19 protein-coding genes are annotated in these 22,631 nt (G+C 72.0%); 13 read left to right on the top strand and 6 right to left on the bottom strand.

From position 1 onward, the window contains the following. The first annotated feature begins 426 nt into the window (after positions 1 to 426). From ACIOC0_RS34540 to ACIOC0_RS34555, 4 genes are all read left to right on the top strand, one after another. A complete protein-coding gene (locus ACIOC0_RS34540) occupies positions 427 to 1,857 on the top strand; it encodes an MFS transporter (RefSeq protein ID WP_402159839.1) in 1,431 nt (476 codons plus the stop codon). 276 nt (positions 1,858 to 2,133) lie between these two features. Next, complete coding sequence (locus ACIOC0_RS34545; RefSeq protein WP_351098826.1) at positions 2,134 to 3,930, top strand: DEAD/DEAH box helicase; 1,797 nt, start codon at positions 2,134 to 2,136, stop codon at positions 3,928 to 3,930. A gap of 291 nt (positions 3,931 to 4,221) precedes the next feature. Continuing rightward, complete coding sequence (locus tag ACIOC0_RS34550) at positions 4,222 to 4,869, top strand: IclR family transcriptional regulator (protein WP_402159842.1); 648 nt, start codon at positions 4,222 to 4,224, stop codon at positions 4,867 to 4,869. Between the two features lie 288 nt (positions 4,870 to 5,157). Further along, positions 5,158 to 5,949, top strand: a complete 792-nt coding sequence (locus tag ACIOC0_RS34555) for a PDZ domain-containing protein (RefSeq protein ID WP_402159844.1) — start codon at positions 5,158 to 5,160, stop codon at positions 5,947 to 5,949. 15 nt (positions 5,950 to 5,964) lie between these two features. Here the strand turns inward: ACIOC0_RS34555 and ACIOC0_RS34560 are convergent, their stop codons facing one another. Next, complete coding sequence (locus ACIOC0_RS34560; protein ID WP_402159847.1) at positions 5,965 to 6,441, bottom strand: Lrp/AsnC family transcriptional regulator; 477 nt, start codon at positions 6,439 to 6,441, stop codon at positions 5,965 to 5,967. Between the two features lie 122 nt (positions 6,442 to 6,563). Here ACIOC0_RS34560 and hppD point away from each other — a divergent pair, with 122 nt between their 5' ends. Beyond that, positions 6,564 to 7,709, top strand: a complete 1,146-nt coding sequence (gene hppD, locus ACIOC0_RS34565) for a 4-hydroxyphenylpyruvate dioxygenase (protein ID WP_402159849.1) — start codon at positions 6,564 to 6,566, stop codon at positions 7,707 to 7,709. Between the two features lie 20 nt (positions 7,710 to 7,729). Here the strand turns inward: hppD and ACIOC0_RS34570 are convergent, their stop codons facing one another. Beyond that, a complete protein-coding gene (locus tag ACIOC0_RS34570) occupies positions 7,730 to 9,265 on the bottom strand; it encodes a tetratricopeptide repeat protein (RefSeq protein ID WP_402159851.1) in 1,536 nt (511 codons plus the stop codon). Positions 9,266 to 9,357: 92 nt separating this feature from the next. On the opposite strand from ACIOC0_RS34570, the gene ACIOC0_RS34575 reads away from it, so the two are divergent. Continuing rightward, positions 9,358 to 10,764, top strand: coding sequence for an FAD-binding oxidoreductase (locus tag ACIOC0_RS34575; RefSeq protein ID WP_402159853.1), 1,407 nt, complete (start codon positions 9,358 to 9,360; stop codon positions 10,762 to 10,764). A gap of 39 nt (positions 10,765 to 10,803) precedes the next feature. Here ACIOC0_RS34575 and ACIOC0_RS34580 read toward each other — a convergent pair whose 3' ends face one another. Next, positions 10,804 to 11,313, bottom strand: a complete 510-nt coding sequence (locus tag ACIOC0_RS34580) for an SsgA family sporulation/cell division regulator (RefSeq protein WP_402159856.1) — start codon at positions 11,311 to 11,313, stop codon at positions 10,804 to 10,806. 226 nt (positions 11,314 to 11,539) lie between these two features. Here ACIOC0_RS34580 and ACIOC0_RS34585 point away from each other — a divergent pair, with 226 nt between their 5' ends. Beyond that, positions 11,540 to 13,234: an RDD family protein gene (locus tag ACIOC0_RS34585; RefSeq protein WP_402159858.1), complete on the top strand. Its 1,695-nt coding sequence runs from the start codon at positions 11,540 to 11,542 to the stop codon at positions 13,232 to 13,234. Positions 13,235 to 13,340: 106 nt separating this feature from the next. Continuing rightward, positions 13,341 to 14,126, top strand: a complete 786-nt coding sequence (locus ACIOC0_RS34590; protein WP_402159860.1) for an RDD family protein — start codon at positions 13,341 to 13,343, stop codon at positions 14,124 to 14,126. Positions 14,127 to 14,163: 37 nt separating this feature from the next. Here ACIOC0_RS34590 and ACIOC0_RS34595 read toward each other — a convergent pair whose 3' ends face one another. Further along, a complete protein-coding gene (locus ACIOC0_RS34595) occupies positions 14,164 to 14,439 on the bottom strand; it encodes a hypothetical protein (RefSeq protein WP_402159863.1) in 276 nt (91 codons plus the stop codon). Positions 14,440 to 14,792: 353 nt separating this feature from the next. Between ACIOC0_RS34595 and ACIOC0_RS34600 the strand changes: the two genes are divergently transcribed. Together ACIOC0_RS34600 and ACIOC0_RS34605 are read left to right on the top strand one after the other, a co-directional pair. After that, positions 14,793 to 17,141 (top strand): immune inhibitor A domain-containing protein, encoded by a 2,349-nt coding sequence (locus ACIOC0_RS34600; RefSeq protein WP_402159865.1) that lies wholly within the window; start codon positions 14,793 to 14,795, stop codon positions 17,139 to 17,141. 157 nt (positions 17,142 to 17,298) lie between these two features. Beyond that, positions 17,299 to 17,640: a hypothetical protein gene (locus ACIOC0_RS34605; RefSeq protein ID WP_402159868.1), complete on the top strand. Its 342-nt coding sequence runs from the start codon at positions 17,299 to 17,301 to the stop codon at positions 17,638 to 17,640. Between the two features lie 10 nt (positions 17,641 to 17,650). On the opposite strand, the gene ACIOC0_RS34610 is transcribed toward ACIOC0_RS34605, so the two are convergent. Continuing rightward, positions 17,651 to 18,238 carry an isochorismatase family protein gene (locus ACIOC0_RS34610; protein ID WP_402159870.1) on the bottom strand — a complete coding sequence of 196 codons (588 nt, stop codon included), beginning with the start codon at positions 18,236 to 18,238 and terminating at the stop codon, positions 17,651 to 17,653. A 123-nt stretch (positions 18,239 to 18,361) separates the two neighbouring features. Continuing rightward, the gene (locus ACIOC0_RS34615; protein ID WP_402159873.1) at positions 18,362 to 19,708 is read right to left on the bottom strand and encodes a nicotinate phosphoribosyltransferase; all 1,347 of its coding nucleotides are present in this window, start codon (positions 19,706 to 19,708) and stop codon (positions 18,362 to 18,364) included. Positions 19,709 to 19,764: 56 nt separating this feature from the next. On the opposite strand from ACIOC0_RS34615, the gene clpS reads away from it, so the two are divergent. From clpS to ACIOC0_RS34630, 3 genes are all read left to right on the top strand, one after another. Further along, positions 19,765 to 20,082 carry an ATP-dependent Clp protease adapter ClpS gene (clpS, locus tag ACIOC0_RS34620; protein WP_058925046.1) on the top strand — a complete coding sequence of 106 codons (318 nt, stop codon included), beginning with the start codon at positions 19,765 to 19,767 and terminating at the stop codon, positions 20,080 to 20,082. A gap of 11 nt (positions 20,083 to 20,093) precedes the next feature. Beyond that, complete coding sequence (locus ACIOC0_RS34625; RefSeq protein WP_402159876.1) at positions 20,094 to 20,696, top strand: DUF2017 domain-containing protein; 603 nt, start codon at positions 20,094 to 20,096, stop codon at positions 20,694 to 20,696. 366 nt (positions 20,697 to 21,062) lie between these two features. Continuing rightward, positions 21,063 to 22,493, top strand: a complete 1,431-nt coding sequence (locus ACIOC0_RS34630; protein ID WP_402159878.1) for an amino acid permease — start codon at positions 21,063 to 21,065, stop codon at positions 22,491 to 22,493. Positions 22,494 to 22,631 lie beyond the last annotated feature (138 nt).

Here is a 22,631-nt window from a genome sequence, read left to right on the forward strand (position 1 = left end):
CCGTGGCGGGGTTCGGACCCGCGTGACTCCCCGCGAGCGGAGCTCGCTGTCGGGTGCAGTGCGGGCGAGCCCCTGAACCACTCGGGCACACGGCCGTACGGGTGTTGCTGTTCCTTCCTGCCGTGGCGGGGTTCGGACCCGCGTGACTCCCCGCGAGCGGAGCTCGCTGTCGGGTGCAGTGCGGGCGAGCCCCTGAACCACTCGGGCACACGGCCGTTCCGCAGTTCGTTCGGGGGGTTGCCCCTTCCGGACTGCGTGTCATGACCGTAGGCGGCCGCGGGAGGTGGCTCAAGGAGTTCGGGTGGGCTGCAATGAGGTTGCCATGTGCCGTTCATGGAAGGGGCGGGGGGAGTAGGACCAAGGGACCAGGGGCGGGTGGTCTCGCGACAGGGGTCAACAGTCGTTGTGGGCCTTACTCTGGCGGGCATGGCCCTCCTCGAACCCCATGACACCGATGTCGCCGACCACTTGCCGTCCGGCGGTGAGACCGTGCTCGGGCGGTCGTATCGGGCGCTCAGCGTCGGGGTCGTCTCCGTCGTGTTGCTGATCGCCTTCGAGGCGACCGCCGTGGGGACCGCGATGCCGGTCGCGGCACGGGAGTTGGACGGGGTCGGGCTCTACGCGTTCGCGTTCTCCGGGTACTTCACCACCAGCCTGTTCGCGATGGTGCTGGCCGGGCAGTGGTCCGACCGGCGCGGGCCGCTGGGCGCGCTGACCTCGGGCATCGCCGCTTTCGCCGCCGGGCTCATGGTGTCCGGCACCGCCGGGGTCATGTGGCTGTTCATCCTCGGGCGGGCCGTGCAGGGGTTCGGCGGCGGGCTGGTCATCGTCGCCCTGTACGTCGTCGTCGGCCGGGCCTACCCCGAGCGGCTGCGGCCTGCGATCATGGCGGCGTTCGCGGCGAGCTGGGTCGTGCCGTCGATCGTCGGACCGCTCGCCTCAGGTGCGGTGACCGAGCACCTCGGCTGGCGGTGGGTGTTCGTCGGCATCCCCCTCCTCGTCGTGTTCCCGCTGGCCCTCGCCCTGCCGCAGATACGGCGACGGGCCGCCGGCCCGGTCGACGGGGCCGCGGGCGCCTCCTTCGACCGCCGCCGCATCCGGCTCGCCCTCGGCATCTCCCTCGGCGCCGGACTGCTCCAGTACGCCGCGCAGGATCTGCGTCCCGTGTCCGTGCTGCCCGCCCTCGCGGGCGTCGCGCTGCTCGTGCCGGCCGTCCTCGGACTGCTGCCGCGCGGCACCTACCGGGCGGCCCGCGGCCTGCCGTCCGTCGTCCTGCTGCGCGGGGTCGCCGCGGGGTCGTTCATCGCCGCGGAGTCGTTCGTGCCGCTGATGCTGGTCACTCAGCGGGGCCTGAGCCCCACCCTCGCCGGGTTCTCGCTCGCCGCCGGCGGCGGGACCTGGGCGCTGGGGTCCTGGGTGCAGTCACGGCCGCGGGTGGAGCCGTACCGGGAGCGGCTGATGACCGTGGGGATGGTGCTGGTGGCGGCCGCGATAGCCGCCGCGCCGAGCGTGCTCGTCGACGGCGTGCCGGCCTGGTCCGTAGCGGTCGCCTGGGCCTTCGGCTGCTTCGGGATGGGGCTGGTGATCTCCTCCAGCAGTGTGCTGCTGCTCCAGCTGTCCGCCCCGGAGGAGGCCGGTACCAACTCCGCCGCGCTCCAGATCTCGGACGGGCTGTCCAACGTGGTGCTGCTGTCCGTGGGCGGGGCGGCCTTCGCGGCGCTCGGCGGCGGGACCGTGACGCACGCGGCCACCGAGGCCTCCGGCTCGCACCCGGCCGCGTTCGCCGCCGTGTTCCTGCCGATGGCGGGGGTGGCGCTGGTGGGGGCGTGGGTGACGACGCGGCTGCGGGCCCGCTGAGTGGCACCACTTCGACACCATGCGACCGGTTACGTGGACGAGGTCAAGGCCCTCTCGGAGGTGCTGCGGGAGCTCGCCGAGTGACCGTGTGAGGTGTGTCCCACCCGCGCCCGTCCCGGCGCAGTCCGCGCGTGGACAGCTCGGGGCCGCCGGTAGGGTGGCCCGGTCGTCGGACGCTGCCCCACTTCGAGGCAGCGGACGCACGGACACCGCCGACGCACAGACACAGCCGACGCAGCGAAGCAGCCGAGCCGCCCGAGCCCCGAACCGGAGACCGTGACTACTACCGCCGCCTCCACCTCGCACCACCTCTCTCCCGCCTTCCCCGGCCGCGCCCCCTGGGGCACCGCCAGCAAGCTGCGCGCCTGGCAGCAGGGGGCGATGGACAAGTACATCCAGGAGCAGCCCCGCGACTTCCTCGCCGTCGCCACCCCCGGCGCCGGCAAGACGACCTTCGCGCTCACCCTCGCCTCCTGGCTGCTGCACCACCACGTCGTGCAGCAGGTGACCGTGGTCGCGCCGACCGAGCACCTGAAGAAGCAGTGGGCGGAGGCCGCCGCGCGGATAGGCATCCGGCTGGACCCCGAGTACAGCGCCGGCCCGCTCAGCAAGGACTACCACGGCGTCGCCGTCACCTACGCGGGCGTCGGCGTACGGCCGATGCTGCACCGCAACCGCAGCGAGCAGCGCAAGACGCTCGTCATCCTCGACGAGATCCACCACGCCGGCGACTCCAAGTCCTGGGGCGAGGCCTGCCTGGAGGCGTTCGAGCCGGCCACCCGCCGTCTCGCGCTCACCGGGACCCCGTTCCGCTCCGACACCAACCCCATCCCCTTCGTCACGTACGAGGAGGGCAACGACGGCATCCGCCGCTCGGCCGCCGACTACACCTACGGCTACGGCAACGCGCTCGCCGACCATGTCGTCCGGCCCGTGATCTTCATGTCGTACAGCGGCAACATGCGCTGGCGCACCAAGGCCGGCGACGAGATCGCCGCCCGGCTCGGCGAGCCGATGACCAAGGACGCCGTCAGCCAGGCCTGGCGTACGGCGCTGGACCCGCGCGGCGAGTGGATGCCGAGCGTGCTGCGCGCCGCCGACCAGCGGCTCACCGAGGTCCGCAAGGCCATCCCGGACGCCGGCGCCCTGGTGATCGCCTCCGACCAGGACTCGGCGCGCGCCTACGCCAAGCTGATCCGCGAGATCACCGGCCACAAGGCGACCCTCGTCCTGTCCGACGACGCGGGCGCGTCCAACCGGATCGACGAGTTCAGCGCCAGTACCGACCGGTGGATGGTCGCGGTGCGCATGGTGTCCGAGGGCGTCGACGTGCCGCGCCTCGCCGTCGGCGTGTACGCGACGACGATCTCGACGCCGCTGTTCTTCGCCCAGGCCGTGGGCCGTTTCGTACGGTCCCGGCGGCGCGGCGAGACCGCCTCGGTGTTCCTGCCCACCGTGCCCGACCTGCTCGGCTTCGCCAACGAGATGGAACGCGAGCGGGATCACGTCCTCGACAAGCCCAAGAAGGGCGGCGAGGACGAGGACCCGTACGCCGAGTCCGAGAAGGAGATGGACGAGGCGAACCGGGAGCAGGACGAGGACACCGGCGAGCAGGAGCAGTTCTCCTTCGAGGCGCTGGAGTCCGAGGCCGTCTTCGACCGGGTCATGTACAACGGGGCCGAGTTCGGCATGCAGGCCCACCCGGGCAGCGAGGAGGAGCAGGACTACCTCGGCATCCCGGGGCTGCTGGAGCCCGAGCAGGTGCAACTGCTGCTCCAGAAGCGGCAGGCCAAGCAGATCGCGCACAGCAAGAAGAAGCCGGACGACGAGGCCGACCTGCTGGAGCTGCCGGCCGAGCGGCGGCCGGTGGTCTCGCACAAGGAGATGATGGAGCTGCGCCGGCAGCTCAACAACCTGGTCGGCGCGTACGTCCACCAGAGCGGCAAGCCGCACGGCGTGATCCACACCGAGCTGCGGCGGGTGTGCGGGGGGCCGGCGAGCGCCGAGGCGACGGCGGGGCAGCTGCGGCAGCGGATCGCCAAGGTGCAGGAATGGGCGACGCGGATGAAGTGACGCCGCGTCACCGGCGTGCCGTCTTATCAGGACAAAACGCGGGAGATCCATACCGGCCATTGACCGGATTCTGGACAAAGTCTTCCGCTGAGCGAACCCGCTTCGCTAATGTCCCGCTACGCACACGCCCCGTGGCAGCGCCGCCGCGGAGCGCAGCCGTGAAGCGACCGGTCCCGGACACGCCGGGCCCGTCTGTCGATCGGCGGCCTCTGACGCGCGTCACTGACGGGACTCGGTGACGCATCCGCCGCGACGGGGGTTGCCGACCTCACCACTTAAGGAGTGGGCGTCGTGACCGCGGAGACCTCCCAGACACTCGACAGAGGGCTGAAAGTCCTCAAGTTGCTGGCCGACACCGACCACGGGCTCACCGTCACCGAGCTGTCCAACAAACTGGGCGTGAACCGGACCGTCGTGTACCGGCTGCTGGCCACGCTGGAGCAGCACGCGCTCGTACGACGTGATCTCGGCGGACGGGCCCGGGTGGGGCTCGGGGTGCTGCGGCTCGGCCGGCAGGTGCATCCGCTGGTACGGGAGGCGGCGCTGCCGGCGCTGCGGGCACTGGCCGAGGACATCGGCGCGACGGCGCATCTCACGCTCGTCGACGGGGCGGAGGCGCTGGCCGTCGCGGTGGTCGAGCCGACGTGGACGGACTACCACGTGGCGTACCGGGCCGGGTTCCGGCACCCGTTGGACCGGGGGGCGGCCGGGAAGGCGATTCTCGCGGCGCGGCAGCGGGTGGGGGGCGGGGCGGGGCCCGGATACACCTTGACGCACGGGGAGTTGGAGGCGGGGGCCAGCGGTGCCGCGGCTCCTCTGCTGGGGGTCACGGGGGTCGAGGGGAGTGTGGGGGTCGTGATGTTGACGGATGCGGTGCCTGAGCGGGTGGGGCAGCGGGTGGTGGATGCGGCGCGGGAGGTGGCGGAGGCGTTGCGCTGACCGCTGACCGCTGGCTGTACGGGGGTGCGGTGAGCCTTGCGCGAGCGTGGCCCCGGGTCGGCGTGGGCCGGGGGAGGGGGCGCGCCCGGCGCCGGCGGGTGCCGCTGCGCCCACCCTCCCCCACTCTCGGCTTCGCTCGAGCGGGGGCCCCCGTCGCCCCAGCGGCACGACTGCCCGCAGCTGTGTGGGGACAGGGCGCTCTGCGGCGCGACTGCCCGCAGCTGTGTGGGGCAGGGCGTCGCCCATGCCGCGGGTGGGCTTCCTGGGGTGGGACGTTAGATTGGGGCTGTGTTTTCTCGGGTTTCGCGGGTTCAGGTTCTCGTCGGCTGTGCCGTGCCCCTCGTCGGGCTGATCGCGGTCGCCGTGTTCGCGCCGTTGCCGTTCTCGGTGGCGCAGCCGGGGATGACGGCGAACGTGCTGGGCGAGAACAAGGGAACCCCGGTGATCACGATTTCCGGGGCGCCCACCCGGCGGACCACCGGGCAGCTGCGGATGACCACCATCGAGGCGACCAGCCCGGACACGCACGTCTCCCTCGGTGACGTCATCGACGGCTGGTTCCGCGCCGACCAGGCGGTGATGCCGCGCGACGCCGTCTACCCCAGCGGGGAGAGCACCAAGGAGATCGAGCGGCACAACACCGAGCAGATGAAGGCGTCCCAGAACGCCGCGACCGAGGCCGCGCTCACCTACCTGCACCGCGCCGACGACGACGTCACCGTCACGCTGAAGCTCGCCGACGTCGGCGGCCCGAGCGCCGGTCTGCTGTTCTCCCTGGGGATCGTCGACAAGCTGAACGGCGACGGCAGCGGCGGCGACCTCACCGGAGGCCGCACGGTCGCCGGCACCGGCACCATCGACGCCGAGGGACGCGTCGGCGCGGTCGGCGGGGTCGCGCTGAAGACGCAGGCCGCCCGCCGGGACGGCGCCACCGTCTTCCTCGTCCCGAAGGACGAGTGCTCCCAGGCCAAGAGCGAACTGCCCGAGGGCCTGCGGCTGATCCCGGTGACGACGCTCAAGGGCGCCGTGGACTCCCTCGTCTCCCTGGAGAAGGGCAAGGGGCAGGTGCCCTCCTGCTGACCTGACCGGGCAGGCCTACGGCTCCCGGTCCCGGGCCGCCTGCTCCACGAGCGGGATGATCCGCAGCGGAACCGCGTTCTCCATCACGATCGCGGTGGAGGCCCGCACGATCCCGTCGAAGCCGACGACCCGGTCGATGACCCGCTGGAGATCGGCGTTGGAGCGGGCCACCAGCCGGCACAGCATGTCCCCGCTGCCGGTGGTGGTGTGCAGCTCCAGCACCTCCGGCACACCCGTCAAATGCGCCCGCACGTCGGTGCCTTGACCCTGCCGGATCTGGAGCGTGGCGAACGCGGTGACCGGGTAGCCGAGGGCCGCGGGATCCACCTCGGGACCGAACCCGCGGATGACCCCGTTCGACTGGAGCCGGTCCAGCCGGGCCTGCACGGTGCCCCGGGCGACCCCCAGCCGGCGCGACATCTCCAGCACGCCGATCCTCGGCTCGCGTGCCAGCAACCCGATGATCCGCCCGTCCAGACGATCGATCGCCATGCCCGCCTCCGAGATGGTCATCCTGTACAGAAAGCCCGCCGAAGCCGATGCGACGCTGTACACATTGCCCGGCCGACAGGGGAAGTGTTGCGCACCTTGCCCGGCGGGGCCACGCTTCGGCTATGACGCAGACCACATCTCACACTCCCGACACCGCCCGGCAGGCCGACCCCTTCCCGGTGAAGGGAATGGACGCGGTCGTCTTCGCCGTGGGCAACGCCAAGCAGGCGGCGCACTACTACTCCACCGCCTTCGGCATGAAGCTGGTCGCGTACTCCGGACCGGAGAACGGCAGCCGCGAGACCGCGAGTTACGTCCTGGAGAACGGCTCGGCCCGTTTCGTCCTCACCTCGGTGATCAAGCCCTCCACGGAGTGGGGCCACTTCCTCGCCCGGCACGTGGCCGAGCACGGCGACGGCGTCGTCGACCTCGCCATCGAGGTCCCCGACGCCCGCGCCGCGTACGCGTACGCCCTCGAGCACGGCGCCCGCTCGGTCGCCGAACCGTACGAGCTCAAGGACGAGCACGGCACCGTGGTGCTGGCCGCGATCGCCACCTACGGCGAGACCCGGCACACGCTCGTCGACCGCTCCGGCTACGACGGCCCGTACCTGCCCGGCTTCACCGCCGCCGCCCCGATCGTCGAGCCGCCCGCCCAGCGGACGTTCCAGGCCATCGACCACTGCGTCGGCAACGTCGAACTCGGCCGGATGAACGAGTGGGTGTCGTTCTACAACGACGTCATGGGCTTCACGAACATGAAGGAGTTCGTGGGCGACGACATCGCCACCGAGTACAGCGCCCTGATGTCGAAGGTCGTCGCGGACGGCACCCTCAAGGTCAAGTTCCCGATCAACGAGCCCGCCGTCGCCAAGAAGAAGTCCCAGATCGACGAGTACCTGGAGTTCTACGGCGGCGCCGGCGTCCAGCACATCGCGCTGAACACGAACGACATCGTCGCCACCGTCCGGACCATGCGCGCGGCCGGCGTCCAGTTCCTGGACACCCCCGACTCCTACTACGACACCCTCGGCGAGTGGGTCGGCGACACCCGCGTCCCCGTGGACACCCTGCGCGAGCTGAAGATCCTCGCCGACCGCGACGAGGACGGCTACCTGCTGCAGATCTTCACCAAGCCGGTCCAGGACCGGCCGACCGTGTTCTTCGAACTCATCGAACGCCACGGCTCCATGGGCTTCGGCAAGGGCAACTTCAAGGCGCTGTTCGAGGCGATCGAGCGGGAGCAGGCGAAGCGGGGCAACCTGTGAGGCCCTGACAGGGGCATCCCTCAGCCGCGTGGGGGACGGAAGTCCGGTACGTCCTCCATCGACGGCTCGCCCAGGGCGGTGAGGGCCGCCCTGGCCGCAGGGGCGTGCAACGGGGAGAAGTAGGGGTTGATCCGCAGGGCCTCCGTCAGATGACGGCGGGCGGCGCCCTGGCGTCCCAGGGAGCGCTCGATCATGGCCAGGTGGTAGGTGTACGGCGCGCTGCGCATCGCACCGCCGTGCACCCTGTCGGTCGCCGTCATCGCGTACCGCAGGGCCTCACGGTCGTCGCCGGCGCGGTGCAGCGCCCAGCCCAGCGCGTCGGCCACCGCGATCCCCGGCTGCCGCCGCCACTCGGCGCGCAGCCGGGCCACCGCCGCCGCCGGGTCCCCGTGGTCCGCCTCGAACTGGCCCAGCACCAGCTGCTGGTCGACGCCACCCGCCTCGTCCCGCGACACACGTGCGCGCAGCAGGTCGTACTGCACCCGGGCCGCCTCGGTGAGCCCCAGCGACTCGTACAACTCGCCCAGCTCCAGCGCGTAACCCGGCAGCGGCTGCTTTTCGAGCGCCACCCGGTAGGCGCTCAGCGCCTCCGACACCCGGCCCAGCGCGGCCAGCGCCCGGCCCTGCCCGGCCTGCGCGGCCCGCTGGTCCGGGTCGAGCCGCACCGCCTCCTGGAACTGCCGCAGCGCCGCCTCGCGGTCACCGCGCTCCCAGGACAGCTGCCCCGCCCGCTCCAGCCAGGCCGCCTGCTCGGCGGGCGAGGCCGCACCCGCCACCGCGTCGGACAGCGCGGCCGCCGCGTCCTCACGCCAGCCGCGGTCCCGGTAGACGCCCGCCGCCCACGCCTTCACCGCCGGCCCGGAGTGCAGCTTCTTCAACTGGTCCAGCGTGGCCTGCGCCTTCTTGTACTCGCCCAGGCCGGTGTAGGCGTCGATGAGCTGCGGATACGCCGTCCACTGCTTCGGCGCCGCCTTGCGCGCGGCCTCGCCCTGCTCCAGGGCGGTACGGAAGTCACGGCGTGCGTTGGCCAGGGCGGCCAGGCCGACGAGAGCCTCGGCGTTGCCGTGGGGCCGCGCCTTCAGGGAGGCGCGCAGGGCACGGTCGGCCTTGGGGTACAGCACGGCGGCGTCGGCGGTGCGCCGGCCCTGCTCCACGTAGGCCGCGCCGAGGACCGCCCAGCCGCGGGCGTCGTGCGGACGGCTCCGTACGCGGGCCTCGTGCTCGTCGATCAGTTCGGCCAGCTCGGGCAGCGCCGCGGTGACCCCGCCGCGCACCGCCGCCTGCGCCCGCGCACCCGGCGCCGGCACGACCGCCGGCCCGCGCGGCGCCTCCCCTTGCGACCACATCATCGCCCCGCCGACTCCGGCGCCCCCCACGGCCGCGCCCACGGCCAGCCCCCAGGCCAACCGTCGCCGCCACCCGCGCGCGTGCCGCCCGCGCGGTACGGCGCCCCCGCCTCCGGCAGCCCCATCGGCCTCCGAGCGCACGTCCCCCGGCCCCGCCGTCGTCGTTCCCGTCGTCCTCGGTGTCGTCGTCTCCCCGGCGCGTTCGTCCATGGCGCTCACTGTGCGTCAGGGCCGGCGCGCGGCCGGGGCATCGGCCGGGTGCCGCAGCCGGGGTTCACACCGATGGCCCCGGGTGCGACGCTGTGATCATGAGCCGTATCGAAGCTCCTCGTGACGAAGCGACCGGCAACCTCCTCGACCGGCTTCTCGACGGCCTGCCCGCCGAGGCGGTCCTCGCCGACCCGGACGTCATGGCCTCGTACGCCCACGACATGGCGAGCTTCTGCCCGGCCGGCGCCCCGGCCGTCGTCGTGCTGCCGCGCACCGTCGAGCAGGTCCAGCACGTCCTGCGCACCGCCACCGAGCTGCGCGTCCCCGTCGTCCCGCAGGGCGCCCGCACCGGGCTGTCCGGCGCGGCCAACGCCTCGGACGGCTGCGTCGTGCTCTCCCTCGTCAGGATGGACCGCATCCTGGAGATCGACCCCGTCGACCGGATCGCCGTCGTCGAACCGGGCGTCGTCAACGCGGTGCTCTCCCGCGCCGTCGGCGAGCACGGCCTGTACTACCCGCCCGACCCCTCCAGCTGGGAGACCTGCACGATCGGCGGCAACATCGGCACCGCCTCCGGCGGCCTGTGCTGCGTGAAGTACGGCGTGACCGCCGAGTACGTCATCGGCCTCGACGTCGTCCTCGCCGACGGCCGGCTGATGACCACCGGCCGGCGCACCGCCAAGGGCGTCGCCGGCTACGACCTCACCCGCCTCTTCGTCGGCTCCGAGGGCTCGCTCGGCGTCGTCGTCCGCGCCGTCCTCGCGCTGAAGCCGCGGCCGCCCCGGCAGCTCGTCCTCGCCGCGGAGTTCCCCTCGGGGGCCGCCGCCTGCGACGCCGTCTGCCGGATCATGGCCGGCGGCCACCTCCCCTCCCTCCTCGAACTGATGGACCGTACGACCGTCCAGGCCGTCAACGAGCTCACCCGCATGGGCCTCCCGCAGACCACCGAGGCCCTCCTGCTCGCCGCGTTCGACACCCCCGACCCGGCCGCCGACCTCGCCGCCCTCGGAGCGCTGTGCGAGGCAGCGGGCGCCACCTCCGTCGTCCCGGCCGAGGACGCCGCCGAGTCCGAACTGCTTCTCCAGGCGCGCCGCTCCGCCCTCGTCGCCCTGGAGGCGGTCAAGGGCACGACGATGATCGACGACGTGTGCGTGCCCCGCTCCCGGCTCGGCGAGATGATCGACGGCGTCGAGCGCATCGCCGAGAAGTACGCGCTGACCATCGGCGTCGTCGCCCACGCGGGCGACGGCAACACCCATCCGACGGTCTGCTTCGACGCCCAGGACCCCGACGAGTGCCGGCGCGCCCGCGACTCCTTCGACGAGATCATGGCCCTGGGGCTGGAACTGGGCGGCACCATCACCGGCGAACACGGGGTGGGCGTGCTGAAGAAGGAGTGGCTGGCGCGCGAGATCGGCCCCGTGGGCCTGGAGATGCAGCGGGCCGTCAAACAGGTCTTCGACCCGCTGGGCATCCTCAACCCCGGCAAACTGTTCTGACGTACGCCTGTACGGCGGCGCGGGTTCCCGTCCGCCGCTTCACGTCCCGTCCCGCGGCTCGCCCGACGAGGGCCCCGCCCCGGAGCCCGGCCCGGGCTCGCTCAGCCACTGGTCGCACAGCCACCGGTCGTCCGCCGTCGGGGAGAACAGCTCGGTCAGCTCGTCGTCGAGGCAGAACCGAGCGGCCTCCGTCCCCGGCGGCACGGCCCGCAGCGTCCGCTCCAGCCAGGCCGTCACCTGCCCGGCGGGCGCCTCCAGCAGGGCGTCCCCGGCGGGCGAGCTCAACGCCATCATCACGACGTCGCGCCCGTCCGCCTTCGTCGGCCACACCCGTACGTCCGCCTGCCCGCACGGCCGGAACACGCCCTCGACCAGGAGCTCGCGGGCGAACGTCCAGTGCACGGGCCGCTCGGAGTGGATGTGGAAGGTCACGTGCACGGCGAAGGGATCGTCGCTGCGGTAGCCGAGCCGGGCCGGCACCGGGACGCTGAGCTCCGGCGACAGCACGAGTACGAGCTCCAGCTCGCGTTCCACCACGGTGGGTCGCATGTCGTTCTCCTCTCGGTACGCATCCGTACGGAAGGGAGAGCGGCTTGCGACGGCGGCATTACGCCGGATCGGAGAAGTTCTTTCGCCGACGGTCCGAACGTGTGAAGCGCGTGCACGGGGTTGCCCGGATAGGAGTGGGTCCGGCGGGACTGCCGGTGGGGCTTGCGCTCGTCTGATAGATGTGGAGGCCCCCATCACACCCCCGAGCAGATACCGGACGACGGACATGAGCGCCCCCTCCCCGGCACCCGGCGACGACAGGCCCCGCGAGGGGTACTACCCGGACCCGTCCATCCCCGGCTACGTCCGGTACTGGAACGGCTCCTCCTGGGTGCCCGGCACCAGCCGGCCGGCGCCCTCCGGTGGTGAACCGCTCATGCCCCCGTCGGGGTCCGGGCCCGGTTCCCCGCCGGCTTCCGGCCCGTCCGTTGCGCCCACCCCATCGGTCGCCTCGGTCGAGGAGACCGGGCCGCACTTCTTCGACGAGGACCCGGTGCCGGCGGACCAGCAGTACGGCGGCCGGAGCGAGCCCTCGTCCGCGTGGGGCGCCGACCGCTCCCACCAGTCGGGGTTCGGCGGGGACCAGGACCGCAGGGTGTCGTGGGGCTCCCCGCAGGGTCCCGACCCGAGGGTGGGGGAGGCCGAGCCCGTGGGCCCGCCCGGCCCCGACTCCGGTTCCGGTGACGTCGTCTCCGACGGCACGTTCGTCTTCCGCCGTCCGGCTGCCGGGCCGCCTTCCGGGACTGCCCCGTCCGCCGCCGGCGGCACCGGCGGCGACCCCGGCACCATGACGTTCCGTGCGCCGTCCCCGCGCACGTCCGACGCGTCCGGGGCACCCGGCGCACGGCCGGGGAGCACGACATCGCCCGGGGCGGCCGGACCATCCGTTCCCGGGCTCCAGGGCCCCGTCGGCGCGGCCGGAAACGGTGGGCCCGCGGGTGCCGGGGGCGTGGCGGCGGCACCCGCTCCGGCCTCCGCGGCAACGCCCGCGTCCGCGGCAACGCCCGCCTCCGCCGGGACGCCCGGCGACGACGCGGCCCCGGCGGCCCACGCAGCCCAGGGCCAGATTTCCGGCCGGCCGGCACCCGCCCAGCCGACCGGGCCCGCCGCGCCCGCCACTCCCGCCGTCCCCGCGCCCCACGCCGCGGCGCTCCAGACGTCTCAGCCCCCGGCGCCCGCCCCCACCCCGCCCGCTCCCGTCCCCCAGGCGGCCCCCGCCCCCGGCGTCCCCGCCCAACCCGGCCCGCCGCCCCAGCCCCAGCCCGCCGCCGCGGCCCCCGCGGCCCCCGCCGCTCCCGCCAGCGCCGGTCCCGGCGGTGGCCAGCAGTCCTGGGCGCAGCAGGTGCACCAGCTGGCCGGCGGCGGGGACGACCAGCCCGTCGCGCCCTGGAAGCCTCCGGTCGACGACGTGTTCCAGGCGGCCGCCCGCCGCCAGGCGTCCGCGCGCCCCGCCGGGCTCGGCAAGCGGCTGGTCGCCCGGTTCGTCGACACGCTCGTCGTGGGCGGTGTCACCGCCGCGGCCGCCGTCCCGCTGGGCACGAAGGCCGTCGAGCACGTCAACGACAAGATCGACGCGGCGAAGCAGTCCGGGGAGACGGTCACCGTCTGGCTCCTGGACGGCACCACGTCGGTGTACCTCGGCATCGTCCTCGCCGTGCTGCTGGTCTTCGGCGTCCTGTACGAGGCGCTGCCGACCGCCAAGTGGGGCCGCACACTGGGCAAGAAGCTGCTCGGCCTCGAAGTGCGGGACATCGAGGGCGGCGAGCCGCCGTCCTTCGGGGCGGCCCTGCGCCGCTGGCTCGTCTACAGCGTGCCCGGTCTGCTCGCCGTGGGTGCCCTGGGCGTCCTGTGGTGCCTGTTCGACCGCCCGTGGCGGCAGTGCTGGCACGACAAGGCGGCGCACACCTTCGTGGCGGGCTGAGGGGTCCTGAGGGCCCCTCAGGGTCGCTACGCCGCCCGGGGAGTCCCATACTCCGGACGGCCGCTCGCCGGATGCGAAGTGGTGGGGTTCGCGGTCGACTCGGGCCATGACGACCGAACCGCCCCCCGGTTCCGGCGGCGAGCCGCCGGAGGACGACCCGTTCAGGAAGCAACCCCCGCAGCAGCCCCCGTACGGTCAGGGGCAGGGCGGCGGGCAGGACGCACAGGGCGGCCAGGGCGGCCAGTCCCCGCCCCCCGGAGGCCGGCAGCCTCCGCCGTACGGCGAGGGCGGCCCCGGCGGCCCCTACGGGGGAGGCCCCCATGGCGGCGGCCCGTACGGGGGAGGCCCCGGTGGTCCCTACGGCGGCGGTCCTCACGGCGGTGGCCCCTACGGGGAAGGGCCGGGCGACCCTTACGGCGGCTACCCCGCCGACCCCCTCGCCGGTATGCCCCCGCTCGCCGAAAGCGGCAAGCGCACCCTCGCCCGGGTCATCGACATGATCCTCGTGGCCATCGTCGTCTGGCTGCTGATCTGGGGCTTCGGCGTCAACGAGTACGACGTGGACAGCTCGCGCGTCGAGGTCGGCAAGTCGCTCGCGCAGTCCCTGGTGGCCGCCGTCCTCTACGTCGCCTACGACACCTTCATGATCGCCAGGTCCGGGCAGACCCTCGGCAAGAAGTGGCTGGGGATGCGCGTGGCCAACCTCGACAACGGCTCCACGCCCTCCACGCAGACCTCGCTGATCCGCGCGCTGGTGCTGTGGCTGCCGTTCGCGTTCTGCTGCGCCTGTCTGTGGACGGCGATCTGCGGTGGCTGGAGCTACTTCGACAAGCCGTACAAGCAGGGCCTGCACGACAAGGCCGCCAAGACGGTCGTGGTCAACCTCACCTGACGCGACGGCATGTGACGAGCCGTCATGAACGTGACGGTCAACGCGCCGACGGTTCCCGGACGGCCTCGTGCGGCGCCGCGGCGGCGACCGACGCGACCGCCGGCTGCTCCGCGGCGGAGCGTGCCACGATCGCGGGGGTGCGCCGGGGCGCCGGTACCGTCATCGCGACGAGCACGCCGAGCGCGACCGCGGCGACGGCGATGACCGCGACGGCCGGGCCCGAACTCGTCTGCGACAGCAGCAACATGGCGAGCGTCGAGAAGACGACGGTGCAGGAACCGTACGTGAGCTGTGCGACAGTCGGACGAGGCATGGCAATCGTGTCCTCGGAAGGCGGGGGCGATCTCGACTCTATTCGCCTGCATGCCCGAGCGGAACGGGCGGTAAGCGTGAGCTGACCCACGGTGCCGGTGCACGGGGGGCGCACGGAGTCATGACGTCCGGCCGGTGGACGGGCCTACGCGCCCGTCATGTGACAGCCACGTGTCCGCAATGCGAACCCCGTCTCCTGATAATGTAGTTGACCTGTCCAAGTCAAGGTCTGTCTTTTCTGGTGAACCAGTAGTCAAATGACGTCACTTGACTACACGCGTATGACCGCGCGCGGACTTCCCTTGACATGGAACCCCCTTCCGCGCTGCTGGACGCGTGAGTGGGAGGAATCAAGTGACTAGCAGATCCTGGACGTTCAGGACGGCCGCCACGGTCGTCGCCCTCGCGGCGGCCTCGGCGACGTTCTCGGCGTTCGCCGTGGCCCAGGCCGCCGACGGCGCGCCGGCGAAGGCCCCGGTGGCGGACCGCAAGGACCCGCAGCCGGCCAAGGCTCACGAGCACGACTTCGACGGGCCGCTGAGCGCGAGGCAGGAGGCCCAGCGCAAGGAGGCCCTGGAGCAGGTCATATCCGGCGAGGCCGCGGTCAAGGACCGCGACGGCTCGAAGGTCGTGCAGCTGGCGAGCCGCAAGGGCGACCCCAAGTACGTCGAGCTGGGCCGCGAGAAGACCGACAAGATCTTCACCATCCTCGTCGAGTTCGGCGACCAAGTCGACAGTCGCTACGGCGGCACCCCCGGTCCGCTGCACAACAAGATCGCGAAGCCGGACCCGGCCAGGAACAACAGCACGGCCTGGCAGGCGGACTACGACCGCAAGCACTTCCAGGACCTGTACTTCGGCACCGGCCCGGGCACCGAGTCGCTGAAGAAGTACTACGAGAAGCAGTCCTCGGGCCGCTACTCGGTCGACGGCGAGGTCACCGACTGGGTCAAGGTCCCCTACAACGAGGCCCGTTACGGCTCCAACGCCGCCACCACCGGCGCCTGGTACGCGGTGCAGGACGGCGTCAACGCCTGGGTCGCCCAGCGTGAGGCCGCCGGCGACACCGCCGCCGAGATCAAGGCCGAGCTCGCCGAGTACGACCAGTGGGACCGCTACGACTTCGACGGCGACGGCGACTTCAACGAGCCCGACGGCTACATCGACCACTTCCAGATCGTGCACGCCGGCGAGGACGAGTCCGCGGGCGGCGGCGCCCAGGGCGAGGACGCCATCTGGGCCCACCGCTGGTATGCCTTCGGCACCGGCGCCGGCTCCAGCGGCCCCGACACCAACAAGCTCGGCGGCACCGAGATCGGTGACACCGGCGTCTGGGTCGGCGACTACACCATCCAGCCGGAAAACGGCGGACTGGGCGTCTTCGCCCACGAGTACGGCCACGACCTCGGCCTGCCCGACGAGTACGACACCTCCGGCTCCGGTGAGAACTCCACCGGTTTCTGGACGCTGATGTCCTCCGGTTCCTGGCTCGGCACCGGCAAGAACTCCATCGGCGACCTGCCCGGCGACATGAACGCCTGGGACAAGCTCCAGCTCGGCTGGCTGGACTACGAGGTCGCCAAGGCGGGCGTCAAGTCCCGCCACAAGCTGGGCGTCGCGGAGTACAACACCAAGAACGCCCAGGCCCTGATCGTCGAACTGCCGGACAAGACGGTCACCACCCCCGTGGTCGCGCCCGCCCAGGGCTCCCGCCAGTGGTGGAGCGGCAGCGGCAACGACCTGCGCAACACCCTGACCCGCTCGGTCGACCTCACCGGCAAGTCCTCCGCCTCCCTCTCCCTGGACGCCTGGTGGGACACCGAGAAGGACTACGACTTCGCCTACGTCGAGGTCTCCACCGACGGCGCCAACTGGACGCCGGTCGACGGCAAGCTGGCCGACGGCACCGCCATCCCGCGTGACGGCAGCGGCAAGCCCGCCCTCACCGGCACGGTCGACGCCTACCAGAAGCTGACGTTCCCGCTGGATGCCTACGCCGGTAAGAAGATCGGCCTGCGCTTCCGCTACGCAACCGACGGCGGCGTGGCCCAGAAGGGCTTCACGGCCGACCAGATCGCGGTGACCGCCGACGGCGCGACCCTGTTCTCCGACGACGCCGAGGCAGCCGACTCCGCCTGGACCGCCAACGGCTTCAGCCGCATCGGCTCGGCCATCACGGACGACCACGCCCAGTACTACATCGCGGAGAACCGCCAGTACGTCTCGTACGACACGACCCTCAAGGTCGGCCCGTACAACTACGGCTTCTCCAAGACCCGTCCGGAGTGGGTCGAGCACTACGCGTACCAGAACGGTCTGCTGATCTGGAAGTGGGACACCTCCCAGGCCGACGACAACACCAGCCAGCACCCGGGTCAGGGCCTGATCCTCCCGATCGACTCCCACCCGACCCCGCTGAAGTGGACCGACGGCACGCTGATGCGCAACCGCGTCCAGTCCTTCGACGCCACCTTCAGCACCTTCCCGACCGACGCGATCACGCTGCACAACGCCGACGTCGCCACGACGATCCCGTCCCGCCCGGGCGTCCCGGTCTTCGACGACGGCAAGTCGAGCTACTACGACGCGTCGAACCCGCAGGCCGGCGTCAAGATCACTGACACCAACACCTCGATCCGGATCGTCAGCGAGCCCGCGAACGGCCAGACGATCACGGTCCGCGTCGGACCGTCCGCGAAGTAAGCGGAATTTTAGCAGGTCAGAAGCGTATCGGCGGCGACCCACTGGCGGGTCGCCGCCGATCGTGTTTAGGTGCGTCCTGTGCTTCTCTTATTGACGGTCCCCGAGACGGCCCCGGCGCCGGTCCCGGCGACGCCGACCCGTACGGGGGTGTGACCGCATGGCCGCAGGAGGGTTCTGCAAGCTGCCGAACGGCAGCGTGGTGGTGGCGCTGAACCTGCCCAGCCCCACCGCCCAGGCCGCCGCCGCCGTGCGCGTCCTCGTCCTCGCCCAGAACCGCGCCCGCGCCCTGACCAGGCTGCGCAACCTGGGCCTGCGCGCCGTCTACCTGCGGGGCAACGCGGCCCCGCCGACCCCGGACGAGATCACCGCCGTGCTGCACCACCCCGACGGCCTCGTGTGGCGCACGGCCCCCGACCACACCGTCCACGCGATGGCCGGGGTCCCCGAGCCGTGGCGTCCGATCAGGTCCCTGCTGAGGCGGCCGGCGGCGCAGCCGTGAGCCCGGCGGGCTACTGGACCACCGGCTTGCCGGTCAGCTCCACGCCCGCCGCCCGCAGCTCCTCGATCGCCCGCTCGGTGGTCTCCTGGGCCACCCCGGCGGTCAGGTCCAGCAGCACCTGGGTGCGGAAACCCTCGCGCGCCGCGTCCAGCGCGGTGGCCCTCACACAGTGGTCGGCGGCGATCCCGACGACGTCCACCTCGTCGATCTCCCGCGCCCGCAGCCAGTCGCCCAGCGTCACGCCGTTCTCGTCGGTCCCCTCGAAGCCGCTGTACGCGGCCGAGTAGGCGCCCTTGTCGAACACGGCGTCGATGGAGCCCGAGGCGACCGCCGGCGCGAAGTTCGGGTGGAAGCCCACGCCCTCGGTGCCGGCGACGCAGTGCGCCGGCCAGGATTCGACGTAGTCGGGGTTGTCGGCGAAGTGGCCGCCGGGCGCGATGTGGTGGTCCCGGGTGGCCACGACGTGCCGGTACCCGGCGGGGGCCTGCCCGATCAGCTCGGTGATCGCGGCGGCCACGTCGGCGCCCCCGGCCACCGCGAGGCTGCCCCCTTCGCAGAAGTCGTTCTGCACGTCGACGACGATCAAGGCGCGGCGCATGATGGGTGTCCTTCGACTGTCGGTGAAGTCATGAGCCTAGAGACTTCGGTGGCGGTAGGGGAGGGGGCGTGGACGCCCCGGTGCGGGAGCCGGCGGGCCGGCCCGCACGGGCCGCCCCGCGGTTTAGCTACCCGAGGGCCCTTGGACGTACTCCGTCGCGAGGACGGGTTCCCCGCGCGAGAGCTGGGACGCGGACAGCGGGAGCCGGGAGCGGGCGGCCGCGTGGCGGTCGCGGACGGCGTCCAGCGGCTCGCGGCCGACGACCTCGCCGCCCTTGATCAGCTCCACCAGCAGCTGCCGGTCGGCCAGCTCCGGGGGCACGGCGCCGGTGCCGACGACCTCCGCCTCCGCCACCCCGTGCGCGTCCACGCGCCGCGCGGCCCACTTGCGGCCGCCGACCGAGGTCTTGCCGCCGGTGGACTTCTTCGCCACCGCCACCAGCGGCGCCCCGGGGTCGTCGGACTCCGCGCGGGCGACCAGCTTGTAGACCATCGAGGCCGTGGGGTGCCCGGACCCGGTCACCAGCTGGGTGCCGACGCCGTACGCGTCCACGGGGGCCGCCGCCAGCGAGGCGATGGCGTACTCGTCGAGGTCGGAGGTCACGACGATCTTGGTGTGGGTGGCGCCCAGCTCGTCCAGCTGCTGGCGCACCCGGTGCGCGACGAGCAGCAGGTCGCCGGAGTCGATGCGCACCGCGCCCAGCTCGGGCCCGGCGACCTCCACCGCGGTGCGGACGGCCTCGGTGACGTCGTAGGTGTCCACCAGGAGTGTGGTGCCCGGGCCCAGGGTGTCCACCTGGGCCCGGAAGGCGTCGCGCTCGGTGTCGTGCAGCAGGGTGAAGGCGTGGGCGCTGGTGCCCACGGTGGGGATGCCGTAGCGGAAGCCGGCGGCGAGGTCGGAGGTGGTGGCGAAGCCGCCGACGTAGGCGGCGCGGGAGGCGGCGACGGCGGCCAGCTCGTGGGTGCGGCGGGCGCCCATCTCGATCAGCGGGCGGTCCCCGGCGGCCGAGGCCATCCGGGAGGCGGCGGCCGCGATCGCGGAGTCGTGGTTGAGGATGGAGAGGATCACGGTCTCCAGCAGCACGCACTCGGCGAAGGTGCCCTCGACGCGCAGGATCGGCGAGCCCGGGAAGTACACCTCGCCCTCGGGGTAGCCCCACACGTCACCCGAGAAGCGGTACGAGCCGAGCCATTCCAGGGTCGCCTCGTCGACGATTCCCCGCTGGCGCAGGAAGCCGAGGACGCCGGGATCGAAACGGAAGTTCTCCACGGCGTCCAGGACCCGCCCGGTGCCGGCGACCACGCCGTAGCGCCGCCCCTCCGGCAGTCGCCGGGTGAAGACCTCGAACACGCTGCGCCGCCCGGCGGTGCCCGCCTTCAGCGCGGCCTGCAGCATCGTCAACTCGTACTGGTCCGTGAAGAGCGCCGTCGAGGGAACATCCACCGGCAGCCCAAGGTCCGCTGTGTTCATGAAGCGCATCGTACCCCCTTTTCGTCGGTGTGACGATTTCGGTGGGGCGTGGCAGCATGGGCCCTGTGACGTCACCCGCGCCCGTAGAGATCGAACGCACCGAGTCGGCGGAGGAGGTCTTCGCCGTCCCCGAGCCGGACGTCCCCTGGGTCACGATCGTCCACAACGACCCGGTCAACCTGATGAGCTACGTGACGTACGTCTTCCAGACGTACTTCGGCTACTCCAAGGACAAGGCCACCAAGCTCATGCTCGACGTCCACCACAAGGGCCGGGCGGTCGTCTCCAGCGGCACTCGCGAGGAGATGGAACGCGACGTGCAGGCGATGCACGGCTACGGTCTGTGGGCCACCCTCCAGCAGGACCGGAAGTAGTCACCTCACTGATGCCAGGACACTTCGAACCGCTCCCCGGCGGCGGCGCGGCCGTCGCCCTCGACGACGTCGAGATCTCCATCATCCGGTCGCTGGCCGTGCAGCTCCTGGAGCTGATCGGCCCCGGCCCCGCGGAGGACGCCCCGGACGACCCGCTCGCCGAGCTGTTCGCCGAGGGGCCGAGCGAGCCCCCCGCCGACCCGGTGCTCAGGCGGCTCTTCCCCGACGCCTACACCGACCCCGAGGCGACCCCGGGGCCGCGCGAGGCGGAGGAGCAGCGGGCACACTCCTCGGAGTTCCGCCGCTACACCGAGAACGACCTGCGGGCCGGCAAGCGGGAGAACGCCCTCGCGGTGGTGCGCTCGCTGGACGACCTGGCGGCCGGGAGCGAGGGCGGTGCGGTGCTCCAGCTGTCCCCCGACATGTCCCGGCAGTGGCTCGGCGCGCTCAACGACCTGCGCCTCGCCATCGGCTCCCGGCTGGACATCGACGACGAGGACGACACCGATCTGCTGTACCGGCTGCCGGACGACGATCCCCGTAAGCCGATGGTGATGGCGTATCTGTGGCTGGGCGGGCTCCAGGAGACCCTCGTCTCCACGCTCATGCCCTGACCATGTGGCGGTTCCGCCACCCATGTGACGATTTCGTGTTCGCTCAGCGGACGCTCAAATCCGGATAACGATCACGTTACCGGCGCGGTCGAATGTGTCCCTTTTGTGCCCTGTTTGGTCGCTTCTTCTTGTGTGATGCGCCACAGCCGCCTCGGGCGATCAGTGTTGCGGCCGTGATAAATCTTCACGACCGCCCGGCGAACACCACCTTCATGTTCCGCCGGGTGCGCCACCGAGCCGGTTGATCGCCGGCCAGGCATGGGCAGGCCTTCGGGCCCCGCCCAGACTCCATCAATCCGGGGGGATCGAAACCCGATCCGAGGCCGACGAGAGGCCCGGGTCGGCATGGAGAAAGGCGCACCACACATGACCTCCGCACAGGTCGGCACGGACAAGGCCCCGCAGGGGGCCGAAGAGGGGTACGAGCGCGGCCTCGGCAGCCGCCAGGTCCAGATGATCGCCATCGGCGGTGCCATCGGCGTCGGCCTGTTCCTGGGAGCCGGGGCGAACATCGCCAAGGCGGGCCCGAGCCTCATCCTCATGTACGCCCTCGCCGGCGTGATCATCTTCTTCATCATGCGGGCGCTGGGCGAGCTCCTTCTCTATCGCCCCGTCTCGGGTTCCTTCGCCGAGTACTCGCGTGAGTTCCTCGGCCCGTTCTTCGGCTACTTCACCGGCTGGACGTACTGGCTGATGTGGGTCGTCACCGGCATGGCCGAGCTCACGGCGGCCGCCATCTACGTCAACTACTGGTTCCCGCAGATCCCCCAGTGGGTGACCGCCCTGGTCTTCCTGGTGGTCCTCTTCGGGGTCAACCTGATCTCCGTCAAGCTCTTCGGTGAGCTGGAGTTCTGGTTCTCGATGGTCAAGGTCACCGCCCTCATCGGCATGATCGTCATCGGCCTCGGCGTTCTGACCTTCGGCTTCAGCCAGGCCGGCGACACCGCCGCCGTCTCCAACCTGTGGGCCTTCGACGGCTTCTTCCCCAAGGGCATCGGCTCGTCCCTGATGACCCTGCAGGGCGTCATGTTCGCCTACCTCGCGGTCGAGCTGGTCGGCGTCACCGCCGGCGAGTCGGAGGACCCGGAGAAGACCCTCCCCAAGGCGATCAACACCCTGCCGTGGCGTATCGCGCTGTTCTACGTCGGCGCGCTCACCGTCATCCTGTGCGTGGTGAAGTGGACCGAGTTCGCCGAGGGCGTCAGCCCGTTCGTCGCCGCCTTCGCCAAGATCGGCATCCCGGCCGGCGCCGGCATCGTCAACTTCGTCGTGCTCACCGCCGCCCTGTCCTCCTGCAACTCGGGCATGTACTCCACCGGCCGCATGCTGCGGAACCTGGCCGAGAGCGGCGAGGCCCCGGGAGCCTTCAAGAAGCTGTCCTCGACGAAGACCCCGGCCTTCGGCATCACCGTCTCGGTCCTCTTCATGGGCATCGGCGTGGTCCTGAACTACGTCGTCCCGGAGAAGGCCTTCGGCTACGTCACCTCCGTCGCCACCGCCGCCGGCATCTGGACCTGGCTGATGATCCTCGTCAGCCACGTCCTGTACCGCCGCGCCGTCGACGCGGGCCGCCTGCCCGCCTCGGCCTTTCCGGCGCCGGGCGGCGCGAAGTGCTCCTACGTCGCCATCGCCTTCCTCCTCTTCGTCACCGGCCTGATCGCCTACGACGCCGACTCCCGCATCTGCCTCTACGTCATGGCCGGCTGGGCCGTCGCCCTCGGCATCGGCTGGGCCGTGCTGAAGTCGCGCAACCCGCAGATCGCCGACCGCGCCCCGGAGCCGGAGAAGGTCGGCTGACCACCGTCTGACCGCCGTCCGGTCACCACGGAGGACGTCCGGCCGCAGGGAACACTCGTGGCGCTCCCTCCGGACCCCCGAAGGTCGTCCGCAATGTGGGCCTCCTCGTACCGCACCTCGGTACGGGGAGGCCCCTTT

The organism is Streptomyces sp. NPDC088254 (assembly GCF_044740925.1).
Lineage (GTDB): Bacteria > Actinomycetota > Actinomycetes > Streptomycetales > Streptomycetaceae > Streptomyces.